General features: G+C 55.1%; 20 protein-coding genes and 1 tRNA gene. 15 read left to right on the forward strand and 6 right to left on the reverse strand.

Going from position 1 to position 24265, the window contains the following annotated elements; genetic code table 11:
• Positions 1-78: 78 nt before the first annotated feature.
• Positions 79-152: transfer RNA gene (locus L0M99_RS08270), tRNA-Lys, on the reverse strand.
• Between the two features lie 125 nt (positions 153-277).
• Between L0M99_RS08270 and dnaE the strand changes: the two genes are divergently transcribed.
• Positions 278-3826, forward strand: a complete 3549-nt coding sequence (gene dnaE / locus L0M99_RS08275) for a DNA polymerase III subunit alpha (protein WP_024058431.1) — start codon at positions 278-280, stop codon at positions 3824-3826.
• A 543-nt stretch (positions 3827-4369) separates the two neighbouring features.
• Here dnaE and L0M99_RS08280 read toward each other — a convergent pair.
• Complete coding sequence (locus tag L0M99_RS08280) at positions 4370-4594, reverse strand: RNA-binding S4 domain-containing protein (RefSeq protein WP_038108798.1); 225 nt, start codon at positions 4592-4594, stop codon at positions 4370-4372.
• Positions 4595-4673: 79 nt separating this feature from the next.
• Here L0M99_RS08280 and L0M99_RS08285 point away from each other — a divergent pair, with 79 nt between their 5' ends.
• The 9 genes from L0M99_RS08285 (at position 4674) to L0M99_RS08325 (ending at position 12887) form a co-directional block, all read left to right on the forward strand.
• A complete protein-coding gene (locus L0M99_RS08285; protein ID WP_238128346.1) occupies positions 4674-5444 on the forward strand; it encodes a hypothetical protein in 771 nt (256 codons plus the stop codon).
• Positions 5445-5522: 78 nt separating this feature from the next.
• Entirely contained in the window at positions 5523-6848 is a 1326-nt protein-coding gene (gene hisD / locus L0M99_RS08290) for a histidinol dehydrogenase (RefSeq protein ID WP_238128347.1), read from the forward strand.
• 16 nt (positions 6849-6864) lie between these two features.
• Positions 6865-8115, forward strand: coding sequence for a dicarboxylate/amino acid:cation symporter (locus tag L0M99_RS08295; protein WP_024058435.1), 1251 nt, complete (start codon positions 6865-6867; stop codon positions 8113-8115).
• A 104-nt stretch (positions 8116-8219) separates the two neighbouring features.
• Positions 8220-9371 (forward strand): histidinol-phosphate transaminase, encoded by a 1152-nt coding sequence (locus L0M99_RS08300; protein ID WP_238128348.1) that lies wholly within the window; start codon positions 8220-8222, stop codon positions 9369-9371.
• Complete coding sequence (hisB, locus tag L0M99_RS08305; protein ID WP_024058437.1) at positions 9368-9967, forward strand: imidazoleglycerol-phosphate dehydratase HisB; 600 nt, start codon at positions 9368-9370, stop codon at positions 9965-9967. The genes L0M99_RS08300 and hisB overlap by 4 nt, the downstream gene beginning before the upstream one ends.
• Positions 9964-10731, forward strand: a complete 768-nt coding sequence (locus L0M99_RS08310) for a hypothetical protein (protein WP_024058438.1) — start codon at positions 9964-9966, stop codon at positions 10729-10731. The genes hisB and L0M99_RS08310 overlap by 4 nt, the downstream gene beginning before the upstream one ends.
• Positions 10724-11362: an imidazole glycerol phosphate synthase subunit HisH gene (hisH, locus tag L0M99_RS08315; RefSeq protein ID WP_024058439.1), complete on the forward strand. Its 639-nt coding sequence runs from the start codon at positions 10724-10726 to the stop codon at positions 11360-11362. Before L0M99_RS08310 ends, hisH begins: the two co-directional genes overlap by 8 nt.
• Positions 11363-11371: 9 nt before the next feature.
• A complete protein-coding gene (gene priA / locus L0M99_RS08320) occupies positions 11372-12097 on the forward strand; it encodes a bifunctional 1-(5-phosphoribosyl)-5-((5-phosphoribosylamino)methylideneamino)imidazole-4-carboxamide isomerase/phosphoribosylanthranilate isomerase PriA (RefSeq protein WP_024058440.1) in 726 nt (241 codons plus the stop codon).
• A 1-nt stretch (position 12098) separates the two neighbouring features.
• Positions 12099-12887, forward strand: a complete 789-nt coding sequence (locus L0M99_RS08325) for an SseB family protein (protein WP_024058441.1) — start codon at positions 12099-12101, stop codon at positions 12885-12887.
• A 29-nt stretch (positions 12888-12916) separates the two neighbouring features.
• Here the strand turns inward: L0M99_RS08325 and L0M99_RS08330 are convergent, their stop codons facing one another.
• Genes L0M99_RS08330 through L0M99_RS08340 form a run of 3 tightly spaced genes read right to left on the reverse strand, consistent with a single transcriptional unit; the run spans position 12917 to position 15623 of the window.
• Complete coding sequence (locus tag L0M99_RS08330) at positions 12917-13936, reverse strand: metal ABC transporter permease (protein ID WP_024058442.1); 1020 nt, start codon at positions 13934-13936, stop codon at positions 12917-12919.
• Positions 13933-14670 carry a metal ABC transporter ATP-binding protein gene (locus L0M99_RS08335; protein WP_024058443.1) on the reverse strand — a complete coding sequence of 246 codons (738 nt, stop codon included), beginning with the start codon at positions 14668-14670 and terminating at the stop codon, positions 13933-13935. The genes L0M99_RS08330 and L0M99_RS08335 overlap by 4 nt, the downstream gene beginning before the upstream one ends.
• The gene (locus L0M99_RS08340; protein ID WP_238128349.1) at positions 14661-15623 is read right to left on the reverse strand and encodes a metal ABC transporter substrate-binding protein; all 963 of its coding nucleotides are present in this window, start codon (positions 15621-15623) and stop codon (positions 14661-14663) included. Before L0M99_RS08340 ends, L0M99_RS08335 begins: the two co-directional genes overlap by 10 nt.
• A gap of 242 nt (positions 15624-15865) precedes the next feature.
• On the opposite strand from L0M99_RS08340, the gene L0M99_RS08345 reads away from it, so the two are divergent.
• From L0M99_RS08345 to dnaG, 5 genes are read left to right on the forward strand one after another with little or no spacing between them, the layout of a single operon-like run.
• Complete coding sequence (locus L0M99_RS08345) at positions 15866-17260, forward strand: glycine--tRNA ligase (RefSeq protein WP_024058445.1); 1395 nt, start codon at positions 15866-15868, stop codon at positions 17258-17260.
• A 12-nt stretch (positions 17261-17272) separates the two neighbouring features.
• Positions 17273-18619, forward strand: coding sequence for a YibE/F family protein (locus L0M99_RS08350; RefSeq protein ID WP_238128350.1), 1347 nt, complete (start codon positions 17273-17275; stop codon positions 18617-18619).
• The gene (dusB, locus tag L0M99_RS08355) at positions 18609-19823 is read left to right on the forward strand and encodes a tRNA dihydrouridine synthase DusB (RefSeq protein WP_238128351.1); all 1215 of its coding nucleotides are present in this window, start codon (positions 18609-18611) and stop codon (positions 19821-19823) included. Before L0M99_RS08350 ends, dusB begins: the two co-directional genes overlap by 11 nt.
• 35 nt (positions 19824-19858) lie before the next feature.
• On the forward strand, positions 19859-21112 hold the full coding sequence (locus L0M99_RS08360; protein ID WP_238128352.1) for a deoxyguanosinetriphosphate triphosphohydrolase: 1254 nt from the start codon (positions 19859-19861) through the stop codon (positions 21110-21112).
• A gap of 49 nt (positions 21113-21161) precedes the next feature.
• Positions 21162-23180 carry a DNA primase gene (dnaG, locus tag L0M99_RS08365; protein WP_238128353.1) on the forward strand — a complete coding sequence of 673 codons (2019 nt, stop codon included), beginning with the start codon at positions 21162-21164 and terminating at the stop codon, positions 23178-23180.
• A gap of 104 nt (positions 23181-23284) precedes the next feature.
• Here dnaG and L0M99_RS08370 read toward each other — a convergent pair whose 3' ends face one another.
• Positions 23285-24259: a diaminopimelate dehydrogenase gene (locus L0M99_RS08370; RefSeq protein ID WP_238128354.1), complete on the reverse strand. Its 975-nt coding sequence runs from the start codon at positions 24257-24259 to the stop codon at positions 23285-23287.
• Positions 24260-24265 lie beyond the last annotated feature (6 nt).

Genomic DNA, 24265 nt, shown 5'->3' on the forward strand with positions numbered 1-24265 from the left:
CCCCGAACCCTCTGATTAAGAGTCAGATGCTCTAGCCAGTTGAGCTAGTGGCGCAGGTAAAAGCCAAAATGACTTTCGTACGCCACCGGGGACTCGAACCCCGAACCCTCTGATTAAGAGTCAGATGCTCTAGCCAGTTGAGCTAGTGGCGCATCGCTGCTAAACGCAACGAATAAACTCTAACCCGCCAGGTGCGTCCTCGCGAAACCAATACCGGCATTGGGAGCAGTTTCACACGTGGAAGAAACAAAGTTGGCGCCAGGCTAAACTGGGGGACATGGCGCCAGCGAATGATTTTGTTCATCTTCATGTTCACACTGACTATTCCATGTTGGATGGTGCCGCCCGGATCGGAAAACTAGTGGAGCGGGCGGTAGAAATAGGCCAACCAGCCGTAGCCATCACCGACCATGGCTATCTTTTTGGCGCCTACGAGTTCTATGCTGCTGCCCGCAAAGTAGGAATAAAACCCATAGTTGGCCTCGAAGCCTATATCACCCCCGGAACCTCCCGTTTTGACCAGACCCGGCAGCGTTGGGGAGAAGAAAGTCAGCGGGCAGATGACGTATCAGCACGCGGTGCCTACACCCATATGACCCTGCTATCGCGCACCACCGAGGGGATGCACAATCTGTTCCGCTTAGGCTCGCTCGCCTCCATCGATGGACAGATGCAAAAGTGGCCGCGCGCTGACCGAGACCTGCTGGAACGTTACTCCACCGGGTTAATCGGAACCAGTGGGTGCCCCTCGGGAGAAATCCAAACCCGCCTGCGCCTAGGACAGTGGGAAGAAGCCAAAAAAGCCGCAGGGGAACTACAAGACATTTTCGGTAAAGAAAACTTCTTTATCGAACTGATGGATCACGGGCTGCGAATCGAACGGCGGGTGCGCAACGAGCTACTAAAACTGGCAAAAGTTATCGATGCCCCCCTGGTAGCTACCAACGACTCCCACTACGTCCTCGAAAGTGACCAACCCACCCAAGATGCTCTGCTGTGTATCAACTCAGGTTCGCGTCTCAACGATGCTGACCGCTTCCGTTTCGAAGGCTCCGGGTATTACCTGAAAACAGCAGAGCAAATGCGCGAACTCTTCTCCGAATTCCCTGAAGCCTGTGATAACACCCTGAAAATCGCGGAAATGTGCGAAGTGCATTTCAAAACCACTGCCGAGGGCGCCGACTATATGCCCCAGTTTGAAGTACCTGCCGGAGAGGACACCACCAGCTGGTTCGTAAAAGAAGTCCAACGTGGCCTGCACCGGCGCTACCCGCAAGGCATACCCGAAAAATCTCAAAAACAAGCCGACTATGAATGCGGGATCATCACCCAGATGGGATTCCCCGGATACTTCCTGGTGGTAGCCGACTATATTAACTGGGCGAAAGCGCAAGGAATCCGGGTAGGGCCAGGGCGCGGATCGGGAGCCGGATCCATCGTGGCGTACGCGATGGGGATTACCGAACTTGACCCCCTCGAACATGGGTTAATGTTCGAACGTTTCCTTAACCCCGAGCGGGTATCCATGCCCGATATTGACGTAGACTTCGATGAGCGCCGGCGCGGAGAAGTAATCGATTACGTGACCGAAAAATACGGGAAAGACCGGGTCGCGCAGGTAGTCACCTACGGCAAAATTAAAGCCAAACAGGCCTTAAAAGACTCTTGCCGGATCATGGATAAGCCCTATGCGCTGGGCGATCAGCTCACCAAGAAAATGCCGCCCGCGATTATGGGTAAAGATATTCCGCTCTCGGGAATCTACGATGACAAGCATCCGCGCTACGGGGAAGCCAGCGAGTTTCGCCAATACGTTTCCGATAACGCGGGCGAGGTAAAGCCAGTTATCAAAATGGCGCAGGGGCTAGAGGGCATCACCCGGCAATGGGGAGTGCACGCCTGCGCGGTAATCATGTCCAGCCATGATTTAACCGATATCGTGCCGATGATGAAACGACCCGCTGACGGGGCGATTATCACCCAATTCGACTATCCCACCTGTGAAACCTTGGGACTGTTGAAGATGGATTTCCTGGGGCTACGCAACTTGACCGTAATCTCGGACGCCCTCGACAATATCGTGGCCAATGGGAAAGAAGCCCTAGATTTAGAGCAAGTTCCCCTAGATAACCGCCCCACCTATGAACTACTTTCCCGGGCGGAAACCCTGGGGGTATTCCAGCTAGATTCTGCGGGGATGCGGTCGCTGATGCGGCTAATGAAACCCACCGAGTTCTCCGATATTTCCGCGGTCGGCGCCCTGTATCGTCCTGGCCCTATGGGGGCGAACTCGCACACCAACTATGCTTTGCGTAAAAATGGACGCCAAGAAATCGAGCCCATTCACCCCGCCCTCTCGGAAGCCCTAGCCGACATTTTGGACGAAACCTACGGCCTAATCGTCTATCAAGAGCAGGTAATGGCAATCGCCCAAAAAGTCGCTGGCTATTCCCTGGGGCAAGCAGATATTTTGCGGCGCGCCATGGGCAAGAAAAAGAAAAAGGAGATGGATAAACAGTATTCGCGCTTCCATGACGGGATGATCGAACGCGGATACCCCGAGGACGCAGTCAGTAAACTATGGGAAATCCTGGTGCCGTTCTCCTCCTACGCTTTCAATAAATCGCACTCTGCCGCCTACGGCCTGGTTTCCTATTGGACGGCGTATCTAAAAGCCAACTATCCCACCGAGTATATGGCGGCGCTGCTGACCTCCACCAAAGACAACAAAGATAAACTGGGGCTTTACCTGCGAGAATGTCGTCGGATGAATATTGCGGTGTTACCTCCGGACGTTAATGCCTCCGCCTCGGATTTCACGGCGGTTGGCGAGTCTATCCGTTTCGGCCTGTCGGCGGTGCGCAATGTCGGTGTCAACGTGGTTGCCGAAATCGTTAAAACGCGCAAAGAAAAAGGCGACTACACTTCCTTCCATGATTTTCTGGACAAAGTGCCCATCGAGGTTTGCAATAAACGAGTAGTCGAATCCTTGATTAAAGCGGGGGCTTTCGATTCCTTAGGGCACGCTCGCCGCCCCCTCGAGTCTATCCATGTCGAGGCCGTCGACTCCGTAATCGACGTGAAACGCAACGCCGCCATGGGGCAAGAAGATCTCTTCGGGATGATGGATGCCGATGAAGGAGTTACCTTCACCGTGCAAATCCCCGATCTTCCCGAATGGGATAAACAACAAAAACTAAAATTTGAACGCGACATGTTGGGGCTTTATGTTTCTGACCACCCCTTACAGGGGATGGAGACGATCCTTGCCCACAATAGTGACACTGAAATCGTGGATCTTTCTACCGAAGATGGAGTCCGGGATGGCCAAATGATTCAAATATGTGGCCTGATAACTGGGGTGCAAAGTAAAACCACCAAGCGAGACGGGAACCTGTGGGCGATCGCCACTATCGAAGATATTTCTGGTTCCACCGATGTGCTCTTTTTTCCGCAGACCTACCAGAAGTACTCCCAAGATTTGGTGACGGATGAAATCGTGAGTGTGCGCGGGCGGGTGCGGATTCGAGACGAAGAAGCTTCCCTCTATGCGCAAGAAATGACGCTGCCCGATATTAGCCAAGTCTCTAACGGTCCGTTAAATATCTATATCGCCGCCAATCGCCTTACCGAAGATATCGCGGAGCAATTGCGAGACATCCTGGGTTCCAGTCCGGGACAAAGCGAAGTCCGGATGCATCTGCGTGGTTCTAAAGGCGTAACTATCGTGCAGCTGGGTGATGATTTGCGGGTAAATCGCGGCTCCGGTTTAGCCGGCCAGCTAAAAACCCTACTCGGCCTGCACTGTCTAGAAAAGCGGAAATAATCTAAATAATCTACCGTGCGGGTCGGGCGCGGGGAATTATTTTTTCCTCCTGCATTCGGCCGCGTACAGGGGCGGATTTTACCGCCCGCCCCGAAATCCGGAAAATGCTCTGGCATTTTCACGGATTTAGTGCCCGGAGCCTACCCTGCGGCATAAATCCGCCCCTGCACGCTAGTTGCGTACCTTATGGGAATCTCGCAAAGCTGTCCCCCCTTTGCGTGGGGGAAAAGTTTTTCCTTCCACGCTCGTTGGCATCACCTACGTAAGGGGCGCCTCCCAAACAAGAGTATCGCCAAGCAGGTGCTAAAAGCGCACCAGCGGATTTTTACCGAAATAATAAAAATTCATTATTGAGAGCATCGGATACTCACCAAACAGGTGACCCACTGAATAGTCTTTTTTTCAAGGTGATGCGGAAATGGCTCCCGCTTACGGGTTGGGGGCGGTAAAAGATGCGAGAGGGGGCTTGAGCCGAGCGAAGCAAGGCTCACCGGGGTCCCCGGAGCGCTTTTACCGCCCCCAACCCGTCATTCGCGGGCAAGATTAACGGGAGACTTGGGCTCCGGTAGTACCGGTGGGCAGATCTATTTGCACGATATCGCCAGGGGAGAGGGCACTGCCACGTCGGGTTTCTACCTCGCCATTGACCGTAACTTCACCGGCTTGGATGAGCATGCGCGCCTCGGCACCGTCCTCTACCAGGTTCGCTAGCTTCAGGAACTGTCCTAGCTTTATGGTTCCTCGCACTGGAATCGTCGGAAAAGACACGCTGTTATTATCTGCCACGCGATAAATGATACTAAACTGTTAGCAGTATGGCTTTATTGACGCACGTTGGAGGAGCTAGATGAGCAACCCCGAACCGCACGGATTCCCGCAAGGAGACCAGCAAAGCGGAGCAAACTGGCCTTTTCTAAGATCTGAGCAGGCACAACCGGTCGGCCAGCCGGTTGGATCCCAGCCGCAACCGGCTTTCCCGGCTCCTAGTGCACCCAAGGCGCCAGAGGTTCCCCAATATAATCAGCAGTTCCCGCAGGCGGCAGCACCGGTGCAACCTGTGCAGGCGCAAACAGCTCCGCTTTCTGAAGAGGCAGCGGTTCCGCAGGCTGCCAGTGAGAATCCGCTTCCCGCGTCCGCGAATGAGGACGCCGTGCCGGCTAAAACCGGTGCGGGAAGCGTAAGTGCGGAAGATGATTCCCGGGTCTCTGCTGCAGAGATTCAGCAATCTTTGCAGCAGCAGGCCTTGACACCGTGGTGGTTGGATGCCTTGATGGCCTTGTCCTTGGCCGGAGTAATGGTTTTCAACGGTTTCGGAATGTCGATGGGGCTGCGGATCGGTTCGCTGATCGCGATGGTGATCGCCCTGATTCTGGTGACTTGGTATCAAGGGGACGCCCAAGAAAAGTCGAACGCCTTCCTTACCAGCACCCTGCTGGGGGTGGTTTGTGGCTTCTTAGCTGGGCTGATCGTGGTAGCTGCCTCCCTATATCTGGTGTCCCCGATTCCTGGCTGGTATCCCTGGGTGCTGTGGCTGGTCAGTGCGGTACTCCTGTACTTGACCTATCGCGGTTTCCGGGATTGGGTAATGCGTAACTTGCAGAAGAAGCACCGGAAGTAATTTCACTATATAAGTCAATAGGTTTTATTTACTGGACTAGTCTGCGGTTTATTTTCGCAAAACTAATAACATATCCCCATGCTGTCAATTACTGATTTCCGCACGACCATGCCTACCGGGATGGAACTGCGGCAGGCGCTACCTCGCGCCCAAATGAATATTGAGGACGCGGCAGAAAAAATCCTTCCCGTTATGCAGGCGGTGAAAACGCGCGGCGCCGCTGCCCTGCGGGAGCTGTCTGAACAGTTCGATGGGGTTAGGCCAAAGAATCTGCGCGTGCCAGCAGAAGAGCTCGCCCAAGCGTTGGAACAGCTAGATCCTGCCGTACGTGAAGCGATGGATATTTCTATCGCCCACAATCGCGCCGGTCATCGCGCTCAGGTTCCCAGTGAGCGAGTGACCGAAATAATGCCTGGCGGGATCGTTAGGCAGCGTTGGGTCCCAGTTGAGCGGGTAGGTCTTTACGTTCCTGGCGGGTTAGCTGTCTATCCGTCCTCGGTAATCATGAATGTAGTAACCGCCCAGGAGGCCGGAGTAAGCCAGATTGCAGTAGCTTCCCCGCCGCAAACTCGTTTCGGGGGTAAGGTACATCCCACTATTTTAGCTGCCTGTCAGCTGCTCGGAGTTAAAGAGGTTTACGCGGTGGGCGGGGCGCAAGCGATCGCCATGTTTGCCTATGGGGCTAGCGGGGAAGAGGGCGTAGATCCCGATCCGCTTTGCCAGCCAGTAGATGTGATTACCGGACCGGGGAATATTTATGTGGCGGCTGCGAAACGACTAGTGCGCGCAGTTTGCGGAATCGATGCCGAAGCCGGCCCCACGGAGATCGGAATTATCGCCGATCAAAGCGCCAATGCTACCTTGGTGGCCGCAGATATGATTTCGCAGGCTGAGCATGATCCTAACGCTGCTTCCGTGCTTTTTACCGACTCGCCCGAGCTGGCCAGTGCCGTAGAAAAAGAGATTGTTCCGGCCGCGCAGCGGACTAAACATTCGCAGCGGGTTTGCCAAGCCCTAAGTGGACCCCAATCGGGGATCGTGCTGGTAGCCGATATCGATAGCGCGATTGCCGCAGTCAATGCCTATGCGCCTGAACATCTAGAGATTCATACTGTAGAAGCAAAGGTAGTAGCGGAAAAAATCCGTAACGCCGGCGCGATTTTTGTCGGTCCCTATACCCCGGTTCCCCTAGGAGACTACCTGGCAGGCTCCAATCACGTACTCCCCACCGGAGGTACTGCCCGTTATGAGGGTGGATTGTCAGTAATGGCGTATCTCAAGCCGATGCAACAAATTGAATACCAGCGCGCCGCGCTAGAAACCATGGCACGTCCCTTGACTGCCTTTGCGGACGCCGAAGATCTTCCGGCACACGAAGAAGCTGTGAACTGCCGATTTAGTTAAAAAGATAGGAACAAGTATGGCTGACTCTAAAGAACGTATCCCCAGCGTGTTTAAACAACTGCTGTTTTGGGTGTTGGTGGCGATCGTGGCCGGGGCGTTCATCGGTCTGATCCCGGGACTTCCTAAAGGATTTATTTCTCCTTTCGCCACTTTTAACGATATTTTTGGTAAATTCTTGAGTTTTTGTATTCCTTTGATCATTTTGGGGCTGGTAGGGCCGGCTTTAGCAGACCTGGGGCGGGGAGCCGGTAAATGGCTGCTGGCCACAGTCGCGATCGCCTACGGTTCAACCCTGTTTGCGGGGTTCGGCACCTACGGGATTGCGTCGGTGGTTTTCCCGCGGATCCTGACCGAATCGGCTCCTGAACTAAAAGAACCTAAGAACGCGGTAGGATCCCTGCTAGGCGATAACCTGAACATTACCCCGGTGCTAGACGTTACCGGTGCGTTGATTTTGGCGTTTATTCTTGGTATTTGCATGGCGGCTCTGAACACTCCCACTTTGCATCGCGCCTACGCGGAGTTCCGGGACATTACCATGTTGATGATTAAACGGGCGATTGTTCCGCTGCTACCACTATTTATTTTCGGCACCTTCCTAAACATGTCCTATTCGGGGCAGATTGCCTTGGTTATCAAAGTGATGATCAAAGTGATTCTGGTGTCGGTGATTCTGACCGTGGTGCTACTGCTAATCCAATATGCGATAGCAGGTGCGATTGCGAAGATTAACCCCTTTACGGCGCTAGGTAGGATGGCGAAAGCCTATTTCACCGCGCTGGGTACTGCCTCTTCGGCAGCCACCATTCCGGTGACCTATCAGTGTGCCCGCAACAACGGGGTCTCTGAAGAAATCGCTGGTTTCACGGTTCCGCTGTGCGCCACCATCCATCTGGGTGGTTCCACGGTTAAAATCACTGCTTTTGCTCTGGCAGTTATGCAGATGACGGGGCAGCCTATTTCCTTCGGCAAAATGGCGATGGCCATCATTATCTTGGGGATTACCATGGTGGCGGCACCGGGGGTTCCCGGCGGCGCAATCGCGGCTGCGCAAGGCGTTTTAATGGGCTTCTTGGGATTCTCTCCCGAACTGTATTCGCTGATGGTTGCGCTGTACGTGGCAATTGACTCGATCGGTACTGCCACTAACGTGACCGGGGATGGCGCGATCGCCATAGTGGTGAATAAGCTGGCGGGTGGCTCGCTGGGTAATGAAAAAGGTAAAGCCATGGCCACCGCCGAAACCATGGTTTCGGCCTCTGACTAAGTAAGTGCCTATTTTGCCCTCGCTGTTATTGGTCGGTTTCGTCCTTAGAAAACGAAATCAGCTAATCGGCGAGGGCAAAGCATTATCTGGGTATTGCCTTTAGAATGGGAGCCAGAAAGGAACGATTATTTATGGAACAGGCTCCCTTGCTGCCACTGCGGGAAGAACTTGCGCAGGTCACCCCGTATGGGGCGCCGCAATTGGATGTGGCTGCCCGGTTAAATGTAAACGAAAATCCCTATCCTCCCAGTTCTAAGATGATCGCCGATATTTCTCGCGCGGTTAGCGAAGCGGCGGCAGGTCTCAACCGTTACCCCGATCGAGATTTCACTGCCCTGCGGAAAGCTCTAGGCGGCTATATAAAGCGCGAATCTGGTCTGGACTTTCCGGTAGAACAAATCTGGGCAGCTAATGGCTCCAATGAAGTGATGTCGCAGCTACTGGGAGCCTATGCGGGGCCAGGGCGCACAGTGTTGGGAACCGATTATTCCTACTCGATGTATCCGGAATACGTGCGGGGTGCACACTCGAAATATGTGACGGTGCCCCGGCAAAGTGATTGGAATATTGATGTTGCTGCCCTGCTTCAGGGACTGCGAGAAGTCCGTCCCAGCGTATTACTGCTGGCGAATCCCAATAATCCGACCGGGACTGCCAGTAGCCAAGCTGAACTAGTGCAGATTTTGCAGAAAGCTAAAGAAACCGGGCCGGTGATTTCCGGTAGGTCCACTGCTACCGTGGTGGTAGTTGACGAGGCCTACGGGGAGTTCCGGGATCCGGATCAGCCCAGCGCCCTCGCCCTCTTAAAGGAATTTCCACACCTGGTGGTATCGCGCACTATGTCGAAATCTTTTGGGATGGCGGGACTGCGCCTAGGATACCTGGTGGCGGCCAAGGAAGTAATCGCCGATATTATGCGGGTGCGTTTGCCCTATCACCTGTCTGCGCTTACTCAGGCGGCGGCGATTGCGGCCTTGGGGCATGCCGAAGAACAGCTCCAACAGTTAGCGCAGTTGCGTGAGCGCCGCGATAACTTGGCGTCATGGCTGGAGGGTAAAGGATACACGGTACCTAAAACCCAGGCTAACTTTGTGCTATTTGGTCCCTTCCCGGATCGACATCAAGTGTTCAGTGATTTATTGGAGCGCGGGGTGTTGATCCGCGAGGTAGGTCCGGCAGGATTCTTGCGGGTAAGTATTGGCACCGCCACAGAAGATCAAGCATTTCGTGAAGCATTCGAGGAGGTAACCAAATGAGCCGCAGCGGGAAAGTCACCCGGAAAACCGCGGAATCAGATATCACGGTAGAAATAAAACTAGATGGCACTGGAAAAAGTCAGATTAGTACCGGCGTGCCTTTCTATGACCATATGCTCACCGCGCTTTCCAAGCATTCCTTGATAGATATGAATATTGCTGCTCGCGGCGATATTGAGGTGGATGTGCATCACACGGTGGAAGATACCGCTATTTGCCTGGGAATAGCTCTGCGTGAGGCTCTGGGGGATAAAGCGGGGATCCGCCGTTTCGCTGATGCCACCGTGCCCCTCGATGAAGCGCTAGCGCGGGCAGTGGTTGATGTGGCCGGACGCCCCTACTGTGTGCACCGCGGAGAGCCAGCTGGCCAGGAATATCACCTGATTGGCGGACATTTCACCGGTTCGATGACCCGCCATGTGTGGGAGTCTTTTGCCTATAATGCCGGGATCTGTCTACATGTGGAGGTACTTGCGGGGCGCGACCCGCACCATATTGTAGAAGCACAGTTCAAAGCAGTAGCGCGGGCGCTGCGGGGCGCGGTAGAAACCGATCCGCGGGTTAGCGGTGTTCCTTCCACTAAGGGTGCGCTGTGAACGCCGCGAACTTTCCCAATCAGGATGATCCGCGCGATAAAGAACCCCGCGAGGAAAATTTGGCGGGCGATAATGAATCCTCCTCTAAGCCAGAGGATTACTTTGACCAGGTAATCGCGCAATCGGGCATTAGTGGGGAAGAGCTCGATGGGTTCAGCGAAGAAGTTGACCAGGATCTGCAGGCCTGGCAGCATTTAGAGGCGCTCCCTCCGGAGGCCGGAGATGTGGCGCTAGTGCTCACCAACCTGCTAGAGGCAGTACCGCTAGCCACGATGATGGCCGCTCACGAGATTGATGCCCGGATCGTGGAAACTGAGTCCGGGTGTGTAGTGTGGAAACGCCTGACTCCTACTCCCGATGATGAGTTAGAAGCGCTCCTAGGGGAGGAGCGGCCAGTTTGCCCAGAGGCGGAGGAACTCGCCCTCGCGGTTTCAAAAATTACTCCCTATGGAGCAGTCCTGTTTGTTTCTACTTTGCGTTCGGATCGTGATGATGACCCGGGGGTACAGGGGCAGATTACCGCGCGCGTGTACTATGACGGACGGTTTGACCGTACTATTCCAGCCGGCCCGCTAGTTTCTTGCGCTGATGAACGGGTAGAAGATCTGCTACTCGGGCGGACTTCCCCCGAAGATTATCCCGAGATCCGTCCCCCCCGCCTGCGTGATTTACCGGGGATTTTGCTGCGACAATTACGGGGACTGCAAGAAGATACTAATCGCGGGGAAGACCCCGATAGGCGGGAGGCTAAGGGCGGTGACTAAACAGGTAGCGGTGTTCGACTATGGCTCCGGCAATGTGCGCTCGGCGGTTAACGCCTTAAAGCGCGTTGGGGTCAAGGTTATCCTGACCAGCGACTTTTCTACCTGCCTGGAGGCTGATGGGTTACTTGTTCCCGGGGTAGGGGCATTTGCGGCAGTGATGAAGGATCTGCATGCTCGCCGCGGTGACACCCTAATTGACCGGCGCTTAGCGGGCGGGCGTCCGGTGCTCGGAATCTGTGTGGGGATGCAAATCCTATTTGAACGCGGCCTTGAGCACGGCGAAGACACCGCCGGGATGGGGGAATGGCCAGGAATCGTAGAAAAACTACGTGCCCCGATTCTGCCCCATATGGGCTGGTCAAAGATCAAGGTAGGTCAGGGTTCGCAGCTTTTTTCCGGGATTAAAGATGAGCGTTTTTACTTCGTGCACTCCTACGGGGTAACGGCTGATCCTTCCGGGCATTATCGGCAATCCTCGCGGATGAAACCCCCGATTTTTTCTTGGGGCACCCACGGAACCCCTTTTATCGCCGCGGTTGAAAACGGTCCCCTTTCGGCTACTCAGTTCCATCCCGAAAAATCCGGCGACGCCGGCATGGAACTGCTTCGTAACTGGACACAAAGCTTCTAAGGGAGAAAAATGCTAGAACTTTTACCGGCAGTAGATATAGTTTCTGGCCAAGCCGTACGCCTACATCAAGGCAAAGCGGGCAGCGAAAAAGTTTATGGGGTGCCCTTAGAAGCTGCCCGCAGCTTCGAAGAGGCCGGAGCTCGCTGGCTACACCTGGTGGATTTAGACGCCGCCTTTGGGCGGGGGAATAACACCCAAGTGGTGCAAGAAATCGTTGAACAGGTGAATCTGCAGGTAGAGGTATCCGGGGGGATCCGTGACGACGAATCTTTGGAACGGGTACTTTCGGCGGGAGCCCGCCGGGTAAATCTGGGTACCGCCGCGATTGAAAACCCCGAGTGGACTTGCCAGGTGATCTCCAAATACGGTGACCAGATTGCGGTGGGGCTGGATGTGCGCGGACATACGCTGTCGACTCATGGCTGGACCAAAGACGCCGGTGACCTCTTTGAAATGATTGAACGGCTCAATGCGGCCGGTTGCACCCGCTATGTAGTCACTGATGTAATGCGCGATGGCACCTTGACCGGCCCGAATACCCAATTGCTGCGCGAAGTGTGCGAGGCAACTTCCGCGAAAGTGGTAGCCAGTGGGGGAGTGAGCACCCTGGATGATTTACGTACTTTGCGCGAGCTCACCGGTATCGGGGTGGAGGGCGCGATTGTAGGCAAAGCGCTTTATTCCGGGCAGTTCACCATAGAACAAGCCCTGGCGGTTGCTAGCGGGAGAGCCTAGCTTGGAGCTTACAGGCCGCGCCAACGCGGAATCTAGCGGCAGCAAATCTCTGCCCGCCAAACAAGAAAACGCGATTTTACGTGCCCTGGCTCGTAATAATAATTCCGCCGATAAAGGCGAGATAGAACCGGCTATGGCCGCGGCTTTGAAGCTTAGCGGTCTAAGGCAGCGCCTGGTAGCAATAGCGGCGGCTTTAGGGGATGGACGCGTAATCTTGCCAGTATTACCCCATGCAGCCTCTTCGGAGGGCGATTGCCCCAGCGGGCAGCTGCCCCAGATTCACCTAAAAGGTACCTCCGCTGCGCTGGCAGTTCCCGTTTATTCGTCGCTTGCAGCTATGAATGAGGCCGTGGCTGCGGGTTTGGGCAGCAAACTCGACCCCTCGGCGGGCACGGAGAAACTGCCGCGACCCTTACCAGTGGGCGCCCGCGCCCTCGCGATTGCTGCGCTTGATTCTCCCGGAAGAATGCTGCTAGATGAAACTTACCTGTTGCCGCGCCCACTGCTAAATGCTTTGGCCTGTGCAGATACCTGGGTTCCCAGCTGGGAGAATCCCGCTTTACTGGCTGGAATCTCCCGGGTGATCGGGCAGGTGCTGCCGGGAGCCGATTGGGAAATTGTTCCGCAAATCGCTGGGCCAGATCGACTATTGCTAGCAGTAGACCCTAATCGCCCGGGGCTGGCGGCAGCTTTTCAAGCGCTGCAAAGAGGAATAAACGCCTTAGACAATTTAGAGGCCGCCGCGGATTTATTGGAAGTAACTCCGGTGCCAGCTCGTGGTGGAAACTAGTTTAGATCCCAGGTATTGACCTGGCAGGACTAATGATGTCCACAGTCAGCGGGTTCTTGCGGGGTTTGAAGATGGCGGCGATATACCAGGGGACGCAGCGCTGCCGCCAGTGCGTACAGGATTATCAGCCCCATCACGATCGCCGATCCAGAGGCGGCGGCCGTGAAGTAAGAAAAGACTAACCCCGCAATACACATCACTACCCCCAGCAGCATTGCCCATCCCATAGTGGCGCTGAAAGAGCGAGCATAAATCTGGGTGATGGCTACCGGCACGATCATCAGCGCCGAAACTAGGAGCACTCCCACTACCCGCATCGCAGTCGATACCGTCAGGGCGCTAACTACCGCTAAGCAGGTGGTCAGCAGTCTTACCGGAATCCCGGAAGCGAGGGCGAACTCCTCATCGTTGCAGATAGAGAAGAGTTCTCGGCGCATCCCCAGGCCAAACACTAGGATCAGCAGCGACAGGGCGATCGTGAGGTAAACGTCTGACCAAGAAACGGCGGCGATTGAGCCAAATAGGTAGGAATTTAATTGGTTGGTGGTGCCCCCGGCCAGGGAAATCACCAGCACCCCGGAAGCGATCCCTCCATAAAAAAGTAAAGCCATCGCCACGTCTCCGCTGGCTCCACCTTTGGCACGTACCAATTCAATAATCACCGCGCCTACGATTGAGGCGATTACTGCCCCCGGGATCGCTAAAGTATCTCCGCCCGCAATTTCCGTTAGATTACCCACTACCCAACCTAGCGCCACTCCGGTAAGAGCTACGTGTCCGATCCCATCCCCTAGTAACGATAGGCGGCGTTGCACCAGGTAGGTGCCGATAATGGGGGCGCTCAGTCCCACCAGTACGGCCACGATTAGGGAACGGAGAAAGAAAGGAGAGGCCAATAGACTTGCCCAATCGGCTTCAAAGCTCGGTAAGGGCGCGAGAGCGCCGCGGCTAGCGGAGGACGCAAGCTGGCTGGCGGAGGGCGCGAAACTAAGTTGCAGGCTGGAGGAGGCTAGAGCCGGGTAAGAAATACTGGTGGTGGCAGTAATCATTCTTCGTTCCCCTCTGCTCCCGGAAGCGGAGACAGAGCCTCTCTGGGGTTATCGCTGGCGATCTGTCCGGAAACTAAAGTTATGGTGCGGTCGATCAAGGGAGCTAAGGATCCATGTTCATGCAGCACAATCAACATAGTCTTCCCGGCTGTTTTTGCCTCCGCAATGGTTGCAGCTAGACTCTTTGCGCTTTGCCGGTCAATCCCGGCCAAGGGCTCATCCATAATTAAAAACTCCGGATCGCGCACTAGGGCGCGGGCAATTAAAACCCGTTGCTGCTGGCCGCCCGACATAAACTGAAACTTTTTGTTCTCCGATCCAGCTAACCCCACTTTTGCTAGCGTCTGGCGGGCGCGTTCCCGGTCGGAGCGTTTGGGGCCTACTCGTCCTTTTCGCAATAGCCCGGAGCGGACTACTTCTAGGGCAGTAGCCGGAACGGTACCGAGGGCGCTTTTGCGTTGAGGAACGTACCCCACTTTTGCGAGGGCTTTCGCATAGTTTTTATCGCCCACTCGGGCACCAAAAATCTCTAAGCTCCCCGAGCTGACTGGATTCAGTCCCACTGCGGCGCGCACCAAAGTGGATTTTCCGGAGCCGTTTTCCCCGCACAGCGCCACGGTAGTTCCGGGGGTGATCTGCAAATTGATATTTTCCAGGATCAAATTGCCCTGTAGGGCGACAGATAAATCCGTCGCCCTAAAAGGTAGAGATGTTTTGGTCTCAGTTACTGACATTTCATCGCTTTGCTCAATTTTTCCAGGTTATCCTGCATTACCTGCAGGTAATCTCGGTTCTTATCTACTTGGATTTCCAAGGGGTCGAGTACTTCAGATTTGATCCCGAGTTGCTCGGCTAAAGTCTTAGTGTCTTTATCTCCGAGGGCGCTCTCCGAAAACAATACGTTGACTTTCTTGTCCTTGGCAATATTTGCCACTTCCTGTAGGCGAGTCAGTGAGGTTTCCGCTTCCGGATCCACCCCTTTTACCCCTACTTGTTCGAATCCGTAGCGATCTGCCAGATAGCCGTAGGCTTCGTGAGCGGTAACTGCGGTAGGGGTGGCGCATTTATTCAGGCCAGCGCGATATTTTTTATCCAGGTCAGCTAGTTTGTCTTGCAGCGCTTTCCCGTTTTTCTGGAAAGTGTCGCCATGATCCGGATCGGCCTGAGTAAGGGTGGCAACTACTTGCGGTACCACTTGGGATAGCCGCTGAGGATCTAGCCAGAAGTGAGGGTCGAAACCGCCGTGATGATGGTCGTGAGCGGCTTCTTTATGTTCGCCCTCGTGATCGTGTTCTGCTTCGTGTTCGGATTCGTGCTCCGCCGCTTCTTCGGCAGATAGTTTCTTCAGCTTGGCGGCCTTGGCTACATCCAAAGTGTTCTTCGGGGCTGCTTCTTTTACCGCGTCGTCAACGGCGGCTTGGAATCCCGATAGGTAGATTAGGGCATCCGCCTGCGAGATGGTGGTGAGGTCTTTCGCGGATAGCTCTACTTCGTGGGCTTCACCCGAGGGCGTCAGGTTGGTTACGTCCACTTGCTCTCCACCAACTTGGCTGGTTACGTAAGCCAGGGGGTAAAAGGAGGCTACGGCCTCGACTTTCCCGCCGTCCTCTTTCCCGCTTTTTGCGCTCGTGGAGCATCCGCCCAGAGCTAGAGCGGCAATCGCTGCGGCGCAAACTATTTTTTTCATTCTTTGCTGCATAGCTCATAATATAAACGATAACCGTTCTCAAGACCAAGGTGCGCGAAGCTAGCCTAGAGTGCTAAAAACTCCAGGTAAAAGCAAATTTCTGGGATTTTTCGGCGGATTAATCCAGCTTTTAGAGTTGTAAGTCACGCTCTAGCGCTCCGGTTCTGGAAAGTGCAGGCAACCCGGTAGAATCTGGGGTGGTAGCGCCTTGGCGCAGCAAGTTGAGCTTAAGGAGAAATATAGTGGCTGAAACGCCCTCGAAGTTGGATAGTGTCATCAATCTAGCAAAGCGACGCGGCTTTGTTTACCCCTGTGGGGAAATCTACGGTGGAACCCGTTCTGCCTGGGATTACGGCCCGCTAGGGGTAGAGCTGAAAGAAAATATTAAACGGCAGTGGTGGAACCGGGTAGTGCGCTCACGCTCCGACGTGGTCGGCCTGGATTCTTCGGTCATCTTACCGTCAAAAGTCTGGGAAGCCTCCGGACATCTGAAGGCTTTCACTGACCCGTTGATTGAATGCACCGCCTGCCATACCCGTCACCGTGAAGATGACCTGCAGGAAGCATACGCGGAAAAACACCAGTTGCCTTCAGCAGATGAGGTGTCCATGGAAGATGTGCCGTGCCCGGCTTGTGGTAAACGCGGACAGTGGACCGAGCCGCGCGCCTTCTCCGGGCTACTAAAGACTTTCCTGGGGCCAGTTGACGATGAAAAAGGATTGCACTTCCTGCGTCCGGAAACCGCGCAAGGGATTTTCATCAATTTTGCAAATGTGATGTCCTCTGCCCGGATGAAACCGCCCTTCGGGATCGGGCAGATCGGGAAATCTTTCCGTAACGAAATCACCCCCGGAAACTTTATTTTCCGTACCCGCGAGTTCGAACAGATGGAACTAGAGTTCTTCGTAGAACCGGGAACCGATGAGCAGTGGCACCAGTACTGGATTGATGAACGCCTAGCTTGGTATCAGGACTTGGGGATAAGCGAAGATAACCTGCGCCTATATGAGCATCCGCAAGAAAAGCTCTCTCATTACTCCAAGCGCACTGTCGATATCGAGTATGCCTTCGGCTTCCAGGGATCGAAGTGGGGCGAACTTGAGGGGATTGCTAACCGTACCGACTATGACCTGGGCGTTCACCAGCAGGCTTCGGGCAAGAATTTGGATTACTTTGATCAATCAAAAGGTGAGCGCTGGACGCCCTACGTGGTAGAGCCCTCTGCGGGACTTACTCGCTCGCTAATGGCCTTTATGGTAGAGGCCTATAACGAGGACGAAGCTCCCAACGCCAAGGGAGGGGTCGACAAGCGGACGGTACTGCGCCTAGATCCGCGCCTCGCTCCCGTTAAGGCTGCGGTGTTGCCGCTTTCTCGTAAAGACGAACTGACCGGCCCGGCGCAAGAGATTGCCCAGGAACTGCGGGCGAACTGGAATGTCGAGTATGACCAGGCAGGACAGGTTGGCCGCAGATATCGCCGTCAGGATGAAATCGGCACGCCGTTCTGTATCACCTATGACTTCCAATCCGGTGATGACCAGTGTGTGACTGTGCGTGAACGGGACTCGATGGAGCAAGAACGGGTAAAGATCGCGGAGCTTACCTCCTACTTGGCGACCCGCTTGGTGGGCTGCTAAGGCAGGACGCGTTTGCATCAGCACCTAAGTTCTTCGCGTAGGGCTCGCCCGGACTCGCGAGCCCTACGTCGGGCTAGACGCATTTTAACCGCGCTGATAGTACCAGTTTTACTGGCGATTATTATCGGTATTGTCGCTCTTTACAGCCCGAAACCTATAGGGGATGCCCAGCAGGATTGGTCTGAGCAAGCACCTAACCGTTTGAGCGGTCAGGTGACGGGCTTGAACGGGGAAAAATGTCTGATTGCGGGACTGAAAATGCCCAAAGGGGCTGCTGATCCCACTAATGGCTTACCAGAACGCCAACCTTTGGTGTGCGTAAAAGTGCTGGAAGGACAGTGGAAGGGCAAGGTTGTCCCCGTTAGAGTTCCCGAAGAGTCTAAATCTGCGATCCGAATCGGCACCGCGGTGTGGATGATCTATGACACCGATGCCATGGCTACTGGTACCCCATTCTTGTTCACCGACATAAAACGGGGGAACGCCTTAGCTATTATGGGGCTGCTCTATGTGATCATCGTGGTAGCGGTGGCAGGCAGACGTGGCTTCCTAGCGCTATTGGGGCTGGCAGCCTCGACTCTGGTAATCGTATTCTTTATCCTCCCAGCTCTAATGGCGGGCAAACCCCCCATGTTGGTGACCTTAGCGGGGGTAGGGGCGATTATGTTCCTATCGGTCTACTTGGCGCACGGGATTACTATCCGCACGACTACCGCGCTCCTGGGAACCTTGTTAGGGCTGATAGTGACGGTGTTACTCGCCTATGCCGGTACTCGGGCAGCCGGGCTAAGTGGAGCTAGTGACGAGGATGCCCTGATTTTGGGAACCCAGCTACCCGCCCTGGGGCTGCCCTCGTTATTTATTTGCGGGATCGTGGTAGCCGGTTTGGGGGCTTTAAATGATGTGACCATTACGCAGGCTTCTGCCGTTTGGGAACTTGATGAGACTGATCCGCAAATGCCGCGAAGAAAACTGTTTTCACGGGCGATGCGGATTGGGCGTGACCATATTGCGTCTACGGTTTATACTCTGGCTTTCGCCTATGTAGGTACGGCGTTGCCAACTTTGATTTTGGCGATGTTATCGCAGCGGCCTTTCTTAGAGCTGCTCACAGTTTCCCAGATTGCCGAGGAAATCGTGCGCACTCTGGTGGCCTCGATCGGGTTGGTACTGGCGATTCCCGCCACTACGGCGGTGGGGACCTTCCTCGTAAAATTTGTGCGGGCTTCCTCCCCGTCCCTGGGGTCTCACTCTGCTTCCGCGGATAATCTAAAGTCAGATGAGCCGGTAGGTGGGTATCTAGCAGGGGAGGATACGATAACAACAACGCTTAAAGGAGGCGGTCGGGATGCCAACTAAACTCGGGGAAGTAACGGTTGGCACCCCCATCGCCCTGGCGCCGATGGCGGGGGTAACTAATGCTCCCTTTCGGCGCCTGTGTCGTGAGCAGGCCGTTCAAGCATTAAAGGACTTAAGGATCACCCCCACGAGCGGGGCAGCCAGTGGGCTCTATGTTTGCGAAATGATTACAGCCCGCGCCTTAGTGGAAGGCAATTCGCGCACTCTAGCTTTGATCAAACCAGACCCGGAAGAGACCTTTCGCTCCGTCCAACTGCACGGGGTAGACCCGGAAACTATGTATCAAGGTGCCCGGATGTTGGTGCGTCAGGGCCTGGCTGATCACTTGGATATTAACTTTGGTTGCCCGGTGCCTAAAGTGACCCGCAAAGGTGCCGGGGCGGCGCTACCTTGGAAAACAGAGCGTTTTGGACAGATAGTGGCGGCAGTGGTCGCTGGAGCCGAGGCCGGCGAAAAAGATTCTCCGCGCGCTACTCCTGTGCCGGTCACCGCCAAGATTCGCATCGGGATCGACGCCGAACACGAAACCTATCGGGAAGCCGGAAAACTGGCACAAAAAGTAGGGGCGAGTGCCGTGGTGCTGCATGGTCGCAGCGCTAACCAATACTATTCGGGCAGTGCTAATTGGCAAGCCATTGCCCAGTTGCGACAAGATTTAGAAATCCCGGTTTGGGGTAACGGCGATATTTTTTCTGCCGAGGACGCCCTAGCAATGCTGGCACAAACCGATTGTGCGGGGGTAGAGATTGGGCGTGGTTGCCAGGGGAGGCCATGGTTATTCTATGACCTGGCCAGTGCGCTTAACGGCTCAGCTAATCGCGCTCGCCCTAACCTGGGACAGGTATGTGAAATGGCGCTGCGGCACACGCAGATGCTTAGTTCTTGGATGGGCAACCAAGAACGTGCCCTGCGGGATATGCGTAAACACTTGGGTTGGTATTTTAGAGGCTTCGCTGTCGGAGGTGACTTCCGCCGCGCCCTCACCAGTGCTAATAGTATCCAAGAGCTGGAGCAATTGTTTTCTACCCTGGATCCGTCTTTGCCTTACCCCCCGGCCGCCGAGGGCAAACGCGGGCGGCGGGGTAACCCCCGCAAAACTCATTTGCCGGAAGGGTGGTTAGCTACCCGAGAGGTAGATGCGGCGGCTGCCCGCGTCCTTCAGGCAGCCAAGCTCGATACTTCTCTAGATCAGGGCGGATATTAAACGCAAATACTTGCGCACAGGCTAGAGTGAAATATATGAAAACCGCGCCCTATTCTCCCCGTGACCGCGAACGCTGTCAGGAGGAGCCGCCCAAATCATCGCATCGCACCGAATTTGCTCGGGATCGCGCCCGGATTATGTATTCTTCGGCGCTGCGGCGTCTGGGGGCTAAAACCCAGGTGCTCGGGCCGGCCACCGATTCTTTTATTCGTACCCGCCTGACCCATTCGATAGAGGTTTCCCAGGTAGGCAGGTCAATCGCGCAAGAAATGGGATGTGACCCCGATATTGTAGATGCCGCTTGTCAAGCCCATGATCTGGGGCATCCCCCTTTTGGGCATAACGGGGAGCGCGCCCTCGACGAAGTTGCCCAAGATATTGGCGGTTTCGAGGGGAACGCCCAAACTTTCCGGTTGCTGACCCGCTTAGAACCTAAAGTTATGAGCACCGAGGGGCGCCCTCTGGGACTAAATCTGACCCGTGCCACTTTGGACGCGGTGTGTAAATATCCCTGGCTTAAAGGGCAAGGGGCGAACAGCGAGTATTCACGCAAGAAATATAATTGCTACCGCGAAGATGCCCCGGTCTTTAACTGGATGCGCAAATTTTCTCCCCCGCATCAACGCTGCCTAGAGGCACAAATCATGGATATTTCTGACGATATCGCTTATTCCGTGCATGACATCGAGGACGGTGTCCAAACCGGAGAGCTAGATCCGGCCACCTTGGGGGAAAATAAATCTTTAGAGCTGGTGTTTGAAACAACAGTTAACTGGTACGGAGATGCCCCGGGCAATGAGCTTCAAGACGCCTGGGAACGGATTCGTTCCCTGCCCCAGTGGCTAGCTAGTTTCGATGGTTCCTATCGGGATATGGCGCGGCTAAAGAATATGACGTCCCAATTGATCGGGCGTTTCTGTTCTGCGGTTTCGTCCGCTACTTTGCAAGCGGCAGGAACCGGTCCCTTGCGCCGCTATGATGCTGATTTAGTTATTCCGGATGCGACCCTCGCCGAAATTAAACTTTTGAAGGGGATAGCTGCCGCCTACATGATGGCGCCGCGAGAAACCGAACCTATTTATCTTGCGCAACGTACCACTATCTATGAACTTGCCGACGCCCTCTGGGAACGCCCAGAGGAGCTGGAAGAACCGCATCGCAGTACTTGGCGGGAAGCCTCGGGAGATGACGGCCGGTTGCGAGCGCTAGTTGATCAAATCGCTTCTTTGACCGACACTACTGCTAACCAGTGGCATGCCCGCCTATGCGGCATGTTCCGTTCGCTGTAAGATTCGGAACCCGTATCCCGGCCGCGCCGCCCTCGCCTATGATTAAGACATGGCTGGGTTAATTCGACGCGAAGATATTGATCAGGTGCGCGAGCGTGCCCGCATTGATGAAATCGTGGGCGAACAGGTAGCGTTGCGCCCCGCCGGGGTCGGCGCCCTAAAAGGGCTTTGTCCTTTCCATGATGAACGCACTCCTTCCTTTCATGTGCGCCCCGCGCAGGGGTACTATCACTGCTTTGGGTGTGGTGAAGGTGGGGACGTGATTAAGTTTGTTGAAAATGTTCATCACCTTTCTTTTACCGAAGCGGTGCAATACCTGGCAGATAAAACTGGTGTTACCCTGCATTATGAAGACACTGGGGCTGCAGAAAAGAAGGATCCGAATCGGGTTTCGCGCTCACGGATATTGGAAGCCAACCGCAACGCCGCCCAGTTTTTTCGTTCTCAGCTGGGTAGTAAAGAAGCGGTAGGGGCACAAAAGTTTTTGAGTGCCCGCGGTTTCGATGCCGACATAGCGGCCAGGTTCTCATTGGGATATGCTCCCGACTCCTGGGATGCGCTGCTATCATTTTTGCGTAAACGCGGATTCACCGAGCCGGAATTGGCGGCATCAGGACTGTTTTCTAGGGGACAACGCGGTCCCTATGATCGTTTTCGAGGACGGTTAATCTGGCCTATCGCGAATTTGACAGGCGAAGTAGTAGGTTTTGGGGCGCGTCGGCTAGGTGAGGACGATAAAGGACCGAAGTATCTGAATACTCCCGAAACTGCGGTTTATAAGAAATCGAAAGTGCTGTACGGGATTGATAGAGCAAAGAAAGCGATCAGCAAGCAGCGCCGCATCGTGGTGGTGGAAGGCTATACCGATGTGATGGCTGCCCACTTGGCGGGAGTCGAATGTGCGGTTGCGACCTGCGGTACTGCTTTTAGCTCTGATCATGTGCAGATTGTACGCCGCCTGCTAGGGGATAACGCCGACCCGGCAGCCGGAGTGTTGCTGTCTTCGGGCAAGGCACGCGGCGGGGAAGTGATCTTTACTTTCGATGGTGATGAGGCCGGGCAAAAAGCGGCTCTACATGCTTTTGGGGAAGACCAGGCTTTCGCTTCCCAAACTTTCGTGGCGATTGAACCCTCGGGGAAAGATCCTTGCGATTTGTGGCAAGCACAGGGAGCCGGTGCGGTGCGAACCCTGGTGGATTCGCGGCGTCCCCTTTTTGAGTTTGTTTTGCGCACCACTTTGAAAGCCCATAACTTGGATACTTCTGAAGGCCGAGTGGCCGGTTTGCGGGCGGCGGCCCCGATAGTGGGACGGATCCGGGATGTGGCATTGCGTTCGGAATATACTCGCCGCCTAGCTGGGTGGGTGGGGATGCCAGAGAATGAGGTGCGCCAGATTGTGCATAATGCTTCCCGGGCTCAACCTAGAAGCCCTCAAGGAGCAGGAAATGGCGCTGCTGCCAGCCCCTATGGGGTCAGCGAAGCCGCCAGATCGGGAGCGGGCGGAGACTCTGCCGCCCCCGGTGTGCCCGGGGCAATCAGCTTGCCGGACAGCTCCGATCCAGTTGCCAATCTGGAAAAACAAGCTCTGGAGTGCTTATTACAACTGCCAGCCAGCCTATTTGGGCTCGGAGTGGAAACGGTGTCTCCTGTTGCTTTTCGGGTACCCATGTTTAGCGCCCTTTTTGCGGCATTATCCTCCCTGGGGGGATTAGATAAATACGCGGAGCTTTGGCGGGGTGCCGAGGACGAGCTGGGGGTCAAAGGGCAGCGGGCGATCCTGCTAGCGAATAAACGGTGGGTGGAACTTGTGGGATCGAGTGTCTCTGCGCAACTAAAAAGTTTGGTGTCGGCGCTGGTAGTTTCGCCGCTTCCGCAAGATGATCCCGCGCGCCTAAATGACTACGCCCGCGGGGTGTGGGGGGCGATGATTCGCGGTGATCTTGCCCGCCAAATCGCTGATACTAAGGCACGGCTGCAACGCTGTGATCCGCAAGATGAACGCTATCAACAGATTTTTGCCGAATTAATGAGCTTAGAAAATCGCCGTCGCCAGTTAACCCAAAACTAGTAGCCGGCTGCTGCCCGCAGCGGAAGTGATGTGGTATCGCTGCGGGCAGCACCACTTAACAGTGCTGCCCGCAAAGCTGACTGCAAATAATTTGCTGCCTGAATCTACAACAATTGGGCACGCAAGCCCTCAGGGGAGGACGGGGAATACCAAGCGGGAGGCAGGTCTAGGACGCTGGCGGCTCCGCGATGTCCATGCTGGTGTAGGCGAACTAGCGCGCGAGCACTAGCAGCCACCATAGACCCGGTGAAATCGGGGTTGGAATCTAGTTGCAGCTGGAAGCGCACCAGATGTTTAACGCCCTCTTGAGTGTGACCGAGACGGAGGACTTGCCCTCCGTGGGGCATGCCGGCGTGATCGCGTGCCAGTTCCTGGGCAGAAATAAAGTTGACGGTGGTTTCATAGTCCGAAAAATATTTCGGCATTTCTTTAATTTCGCGGGTAATCCGCTCTTTATCGGCGCCTTCAGCGGCAACTACATAGCACAGGCGCGAGTGCTTATCTGCCGTGCTCAGCTGGGGGTTTTCTCCGCTTTCTACCGCCTTGATTGCCGCTTGGTTGGGGACAGTGTATTGCACTGCGCCCTCGACCCCTTCGATCCGGCGAATCGCGTCCGAGTGTCCTTGAGATACTCCGCGCCCCCAGAAAGTTTGGGTATAGCCGGCCGGGAGCACCGCCTCGGTGAGGGTGCGCGCAATCGAGAACAGACCCGGATCCCAGCCGGTAGAAATCAGGGCAGAATGTCCCGCTTCCTTGGCGGCAGCGTCCATATCGGCAAAATAGGCGGGAATATCGGCGTGAGTATCAAAAGAATCAACAGTGTTAAAGTATTTAACCGCTGCCGGTCCTTGGGTGCGCAGGTCCGTGGCGCTGCCTCCACAACAAATGCACACATCAACTTCTCCAGAAAAATCCGCCATCTGCGAGACAGAATAAACCGGGGTGCCGGCAGTTTCTAAGTCTTTAGGATCTCGGCGAGTAAATACCGCCACCGCCTGCATATCTTCAGCGGTATTAACTGCTCTTTCAACCGCGCGTCCTAGATTGCCATATCCATTAATTGCCACTTTTATAGTCATAGCCAG

This window comes from Varibaculum cambriense, assembly GCF_022133705.1.
Lineage (GTDB): Bacteria > Actinomycetota > Actinomycetes > Actinomycetales > Actinomycetaceae > Varibaculum > Varibaculum cambriense_A.

Coding starts and splice junctions, on each gene's coding strand:
- dnaE (WP_024058431.1), top strand. CDS start 278: ATGGCGCCAGCGAATGATTTTGTTCATCTTCATGTTCACACTGACTAT.
- L0M99_RS08285 (WP_238128346.1), top strand. CDS start 4,674: ATGAGCAACCCCGAACCGCACGGATTCCCGCAAGGAGACCAGCAAAGC.
- hisD (WP_238128347.1), top strand. CDS start 5,523: ATGCTGTCAATTACTGATTTCCGCACGACCATGCCTACCGGGATGGAA.
- L0M99_RS08295 (WP_024058435.1), top strand. CDS start 6,865: ATGGCTGACTCTAAAGAACGTATCCCCAGCGTGTTTAAACAACTGCTG.
- L0M99_RS08300 (WP_238128348.1), top strand. CDS start 8,220: ATGGGAGCCAGAAAGGAACGATTATTTATGGAACAGGCTCCCTTGCTG.
- hisB (WP_024058437.1), top strand. CDS start 9,368: ATGAGCCGCAGCGGGAAAGTCACCCGGAAAACCGCGGAATCAGATATC.
- priA (WP_024058440.1), top strand. CDS start 11,372: ATGCTAGAACTTTTACCGGCAGTAGATATAGTTTCTGGCCAAGCCGTA.
- L0M99_RS08330 (WP_024058442.1), bottom strand. CDS start 13,936: ATGATTACTGCCACCACCAGTATTTCTTACCCGGCTCTAGCCTCCTCC.
- L0M99_RS08335 (WP_024058443.1), bottom strand. CDS start 14,670: ATGTCAGTAACTGAGACCAAAACATCTCTACCTTTTAGGGCGACGGAT.
- L0M99_RS08340 (WP_238128349.1), bottom strand. CDS start 15,623: ATGAAAAAAATAGTTTGCGCCGCAGCGATTGCCGCTCTAGCTCTGGGC.
- dusB (WP_238128351.1), top strand. CDS start 18,609: ATGCCAACTAAACTCGGGGAAGTAACGGTTGGCACCCCCATCGCCCTG.
- L0M99_RS08360 (WP_238128352.1), top strand. CDS start 19,859: ATGAAAACCGCGCCCTATTCTCCCCGTGACCGCGAACGCTGTCAGGAG.
- dnaG (WP_238128353.1), top strand. CDS start 21,162: ATGGCTGGGTTAATTCGACGCGAAGATATTGATCAGGTGCGCGAGCGT.
- L0M99_RS08370 (WP_238128354.1), bottom strand. CDS start 24,259: ATGACTATAAAAGTGGCAATTAATGGATATGGCAATCTAGGACGCGCG.